This is a genomic window from uncultured Tepidimonas sp., from assembly GCF_938045175.1.
Classification (GTDB): domain Bacteria; phylum Pseudomonadota; class Gammaproteobacteria; order Burkholderiales; family Burkholderiaceae_C; genus Tepidimonas.
Genome location: NZ_CALIND010000008.1, coordinates 1 through 5,740, shown reverse-complemented (window position 1 = coordinate 5,740; position 5,740 = coordinate 1). Strand labels below are relative to the sequence as shown.

The window sequence follows — 5,740 nt, the reverse complement described above, 5'->3', positions numbered from 1 at the left end:
GCGCACGCTGCCGTCGGCAGCCGTCATTTCATCGGGGGCAGGGGACAGTCTCGTCATCGCAGGCTCGCTCGGGGCATTGGGTGCCGTCGGTTCTCTTTCATCCGTACTTGGGGTCGACCTCACCGGGGCGGCAGCAAAAACCGCGCCAGACCCGGTGCGGCGCGCGCCGCGGCTGATTCATGAAACTGACATCCAGGCGCATTATCGTGATGGCTGGTCTGTTTCGAACCGTGCTCCCATGATACTGAGCGTGCCTGCACCATCGGCGCCTCCCGACCCCAACAGCGTGCGCGCCCTGCTGAGCGCGGGTGGGCTGCACACGCACGTGCAGCCGATCGTCGATCTGGCCGCGCGGCGGGTGGTGGGCCACGAGGCGCTGGTTCGCACGCCGCCCGGCTGCGCTTGGCGCAGCCCCGACACCCTGTTCGCAGCGGCGCGCCGCGAGGGCTGCACGCTCGAGTTGGAACACGCCTGTGTACAACTGGCGCTGGCACGGCGCAGCACGGAACCCGGCATCGGGCAGTTGTTCGTCAACCTCAGCGCCGATGCGCTCGTGCACGGTGCGCTGCAACAGTGGCGGGGTGGCCCGGCAGAACCCTCGACGATGACGGCCAATGCTGGCGGCGGGACGGCGGGAGACTTGTCGGGCGTCGTGCTCGAATTGACCGAGCACCAACTGGTGCACGACGTCGACGCGGTGCAGGCGGCGCTGTCGGAGTGGCGTGCCGCCGGTGCCGCCCTGGCACTGGATGATTTTGGCGACGGCCGCTCCAGCCTGCGCTTGTGGTCGGAGCTGCGGCCCGAGTTCGTCAAGATCGACAAATATTTCGTACGCCACGTGCACCTGGAGAGCCACAAGCTCAAGACGTTGCGCGCGCTGCAGCAGCTGGCCGAAACGTTTGGCTCGCGTCTCATCGCCGAGGGGGTGGAAGAGACCGACGAACTGATGGTGCTGCGCGACATGGGTATCCCCTTGGTACAGGGCTACCTGCTGGGGCGGCCCCAAGCCACGCCGCGCACCCTGGTGCCGGAGGAAGCGCTCACCGTGCTGCGCAGCCGGGAGATCGCGGTCCTGCCACAGGAGCGCCAGATCGGCAATCGTGGCTTGACGGCACGGTCCCTGCTCATCGACGCACCGGCGCTCGACGCCCATGCCAGCCACGACGAAGCGATGGCGATGTTTCGACGCCACCCGGACCTGCATGCGTTCGCCCTCGTGGACAAAGGCCGCCCGATCGGGTTGATCACGCGCCAGACCATGCAGGAGCTGGCGCTGCAAAACCGCTATTTCCGCGAGCTGTACGGACGCCGACCGTGCCGGGTGCATGCCAACAAAGACCCGTTGTGCGTGGACATCCACACCCCCATCGAGCAGCTCACTCAAGTGCTGATGTCGCCCGACCAGCGCTACCTGCGCGACGGCTTCATCATCACCGAAAACGGTCACTACGTCGGCATGGGCACGGGTGAACAGCTGGTGCGGCGCGTCACCGAAGCGCGCATCGAGGCCGCGCGCCACGCCAACCCACTGACCTTCCTGCCGGGCAACGTGCCGCTGACCCAACACATCGAGCGCCTGCACCAACACGGCGCACCGTTTGCGGCCTGCTACGCCGACCTCAATCACTTCAAGGCGTTCAACGACCATTACGGTTACTGGCGCGGCGACGAGATGATCCGCACCCAGGCCCGCTGCTTGAGCGAGGCGTGCGATCCGCGGCGCGACTTCATCGGCCACGTGGGCGGCGACGATTTCGTGCTGCTGATGCAAAGCCCCGACTGGCGCGAGCGCCTCGAGCGCGCGGTGCAGCAGTTCAACCAGGCGGCGCGCGAGCTTTACGACGAAGAGGCGATCGAGGCTGGCGGCATCCATGCCGAGGATCGGCACGGTGTGATGCGCTTTCATGGCTTTACCACGGTCAGCATCGGCGTCGTGGTGGTGCACCCTGGCCGCCTGCGCAGCGCAGAGGACGTGGCCAACACCGCCGCCGTTGCCAAACACCACGCCAAGCAGGCCCGACTGGGCATTTACGTGCTGGATGAGCGGGCGGCGCCGGACGGACAAGCGCCCGAGCCCGCGACGGCCGGGGGACACGCACCCGCTCAGTCCGGCGCTGACGTCAGCCAGTAGCGGCGCACCCGCTGGCGCTCGCACGACAGGCTGGCGCTGGCTTCGCTGCGCCAGGTAATCGCGCCACAGGTGGCCGTGTTGGCCCAGGTGAGCGAGCGCTCCTGCAAACGCTGCACCACATCTGGGTGAGGGTGTCCATAGCGGTTGCGCCAGCCCGACTGAATGGCCACCGCCGCCGGCTGCAGCCTGTCCAGCCACGCCGCACTGGTCGAGGTGCGGCTGCCGTGGTGGGCCGCCACCAGCAAGCCCGCGCGCAGGTGCGGATAGGCGGCGATCAACGCCGCTTCCTCCGCCTGCGTGATATCACCGGTCAGCAACGCGGCCTGCTCACCGCTGCCGACCAGCAGCACGCACGAGCGGGCATTGTCGCCATCGGGCCCGGGTGCACCATACTCTGGTGTCGGTGGATGCAAAAAGACAAACCGCACCCCATCCCACTCCCAGCTGGCGCCCGCGGCGCAGTGCTGCACTGGAATCGACACCCGAGGGGCGGCGTCGAACGAGGCCCACCATTGCGCGCCGGGATACCGTCGCGCCAGCGTCGCCATCCCTGCGGCATGGTCGCTGTCGTCGTGACTGATGACGATCGCCGTTGGCTGCGCGCCCAGCGCGCGCAGCCAGGGCAGCAGCACACGCTCGGCCGCATCGCTGCGCCCCAGCGGCGGGCCGCTGTCGAACACCAGCGTGTGGCGCGCCGTGCGCACGATGGCGGCACTGCCCTGACCGACATCGGGCAGCAGCACCTCGAACGCCCCGTGTGCGGGGGCGGGCGGCTGAAACGCTAGCGCAGGCCACAGCAACCACGCGCCCCACGCGCGCCAGCGCCAGGGCAGCCGCCACACCAGCAGCACCGCGCCCAGGCACGCCAGCGCCGCCAGCGGCAGCGGCACCGCGGGGCGCTCCCACACCGCCCAGGGCCATTGCGCCATCCCATGCAACAGCACCATCAGTGCCCGTGCCAGCCACGCGGCCCAGTCCCACAGCAGGGGCAGCATCACGCCCGCCAAGGCCAGCGGCGTGAGTACCAGCGTCACCCACGGTATGGCCACCGCATTGGCCACCAGCCCGACGAGCGAGACCTGTCCGAACAACAACAAGGTCAGCGGCGCCAGCGCCACCGTGATGAGCACCTGCACGGTGAGCAACTGGCGCAGCGCCTGCCATGCCCGCGCCGCCATGCTGACCTCTGGCGCGGGGGCGGGACCCAGGCCGAACAGCACCCCCACCGCCACGAAACTCAACCAAAACCCCGGCTGCAGCACAGCCCAAGGGTCGATCGCGAGGGCCGCCGCCATGGCCGCGAGCCAGACCGCCGGCCACGGCCAACGACGACCGCTGAGCTGCAGCGCCACCACCACCGCCAGCATCGTCACCGTGCGCTGTGCCGGTACCCCCCAGCCCGCAAACAGCGCATACGCCAGCGCCAGCCCCACCCCGCCCACGCCCGCCGCGACGGGCACGGGACAAGTCAACAGCCACCGCGGCCAGCGGCGCCCGACCGCGCGCCACACCACCCCCACGACCGCCGTGGCGAGCACAGCAAACATCGTCACATGCAGGCCGGAAATGGCGACCAAGTGCGCCACGCCCGTCGCCCGGATGGCCGCCCAGTCGGCCGCCGGGATGGCCCCCTGGTCACCCGTGACCAGGGCGGCGATCAGACCGGTCGCGGCAGCGCCGTTGGGCGCCGCCAACCGCTCGACAATCGCGTCGCGCACCAGCGTGCGCGCCCGCGCGACCGGGTGGCGCCACTGCTCATCGTGCAAGGGGTGCGGCGCCGCCCAGCGACCGCTGTGGAGCACGCTGCCGGTGGCGGCCACTCCCTCGCGCCACAGCCATGCCTCGGCATCGAAGCCGTACGGATTGGCCAACCCCCGGGGTGCCCGCAGCCGCAGCCAGCCGCGCCACGTCTGCCCCGGCATGACGCGCGGCGGCCCCACGCGCGAGTCGCCACCCGGCGCCAGGCGCCATGTCAAGCGAACGACGCCGGCGATCGGCACGGCATCTCCCTGCGGGGTGTGGGCAGACAACAGGGTGGCGTCGAACACCACACCGTCGGCGTGTCGCGCCGGCAGGTCTTGAACGCGCCAGACGGCCTGCACCGTCGCGCCATCCCAGGCCCGGGCCAACACCCGCTGGGTGTGGTCCACGGCGCGGCCGCCGGTGCTGGCAAAAGCCAGCAACGCCGCGGCGCACCCCACGGCGACGGTGGGCCAGCGTGATTGGCGCCCTCGCCCGATCGCCAGCGCCAGCAAGACCGCCCCCACTGCCGCTACCGCGCCGTAGGCAAGCAAAGGCCACAGGGCCGGTTGTGCCAGCTGCGCTAGGGTACCCGCGACCCAGCCCAGCAACGCGGGCACCCACAGCCGACGCACGCCCCACCACGGTGACGCCTCCACGACACCCTCCCCTCTGGTCAACCGCCAGGCCCCGCAGCGCGCTGGCACCGTGGGCGGTTTGCGGCATTATCGCGGGCATGCGTCTGCACATCCGCCACCTGACCCGCTACCGGTACGAACACCCCGTGGTGTCGTCGCAACATGTGGCCATGTTGTGCCCCCGCGACGGCTTCGGGCAGCGACGACTGTCGCACACCCTACAGATCGACCCTGCACCGGCACAGCGGCACGACGACATCGACGCCTACGGCAACCGCCGCACCCACTTTGCCATCGCGCAGCCCCACACCGAGCTGGACGTGCTGGCCGAGTCGATGGTCGAAACCCAGCCGCCCGCCCAACCGACCGATGATCAGCCGTGGGAAGCGCTGCAGCACCAGCTGCAGCGCGGCGCGGATGCCACCTCCCGCGTGCTGCAGCCGTACACGATGGCTTCGCCACATGTGGGGCCTGACGCACTGGGCGACCCAGCGTTGCGCGCCTACACGCTGCAAAGCCTCGTCCCGGGGGGCGGCTGGTTAGATGGCTGCCGCGATCTGGCCACGCGGCTGCACCGCGACTGGACGTATGCCCCCGGCAGCACGCGGGTCGATACCCCGCCGCTGCAGGCGTTTCGCCAGCGTGCGGGCGTGTGCCAGGACTACGCGCACGTGATGATCGCGGCGCTGCGCGCGCTGGGCTTGCCGGCACGGTATGTCAGCGGCTACGTCTGGAACGAACCGCCACCTGGCCAGCCGCGGCTGCTGGGGGCCGATGCGTCGCACGCTTGGGTGGCCGTCCCCCATGCGGGGCGCTGGTTTCACCTCGACCCCACCAACCACCGCTGGGGCTGGGACCGACCGGATGAGGGTTTCGTCACCTTGGCGTTTGGCCGGGACTACGGCGACGTCTCGCCACTGCGCGGCACGCTACAGGGTGGCGGCGCGCACACGCTGGAGGTCGCGGTCAGCGTCACCGCCGCCAGACCATGACCCGTGGCAGTGCGGGTGACTAGAATCGGGCGGCGAAGGAGTACCACACATGAGTGTTTACACCCGCCTGCAACACCTCGGGCTGACCCTGCCCCCCGTGGCGGTTCCCGCTGCGGCTTACGTGCCTTTCGTCCAAACGGGTCGGCTGGTCTTTTTGAGCGGCCACATCGCCAAACGCGACGGCAAACCTTGGGTGGGCCAGCTGGGTCTGACCATGACCACCGAAGAGGGCCAGGCCG

General features: G+C 70.1%; 4 protein-coding genes. 3 read left to right on the top strand and 1 reads right to left on the bottom strand.

Annotated features, from left to right (window positions below):
* Positions 1 to 238 precede the first annotated feature (238 nt).
* On the top strand, positions 239 to 2,131 hold the full coding sequence (locus Q0716_RS00560) for a phosphodiesterase (protein ID WP_299018540.1): 1,893 nt from the start codon (positions 239 to 241) through the stop codon (positions 2,129 to 2,131).
* Here the strand turns inward: Q0716_RS00560 and Q0716_RS00555 are convergent.
* Positions 2,104 to 4,530 carry a DNA internalization-related competence protein ComEC/Rec2 gene (locus Q0716_RS00555; RefSeq protein ID WP_299018538.1) on the bottom strand — a complete coding sequence of 809 codons (2,427 nt, stop codon included), beginning with the start codon at positions 4,528 to 4,530 and terminating at the stop codon, positions 2,104 to 2,106. The genes Q0716_RS00560 and Q0716_RS00555 overlap by 28 nt on opposite strands.
* Positions 4,531 to 4,607: 77 nt before the next feature.
* Here Q0716_RS00555 and Q0716_RS00550 point away from each other — a divergent pair, with 77 nt between their 5' ends.
* Complete coding sequence (locus tag Q0716_RS00550; protein WP_299018536.1) at positions 4,608 to 5,501, top strand: transglutaminase family protein; 894 nt, start codon at positions 4,608 to 4,610, stop codon at positions 5,499 to 5,501.
* Between the two features lie 49 nt (positions 5,502 to 5,550).
* Positions 5,551 to 5,740, top strand: a 190-nt coding sequence (locus Q0716_RS00545) for a RidA family protein (RefSeq protein WP_299018534.1), incomplete at its 3' end; no start/stop codon positions are given.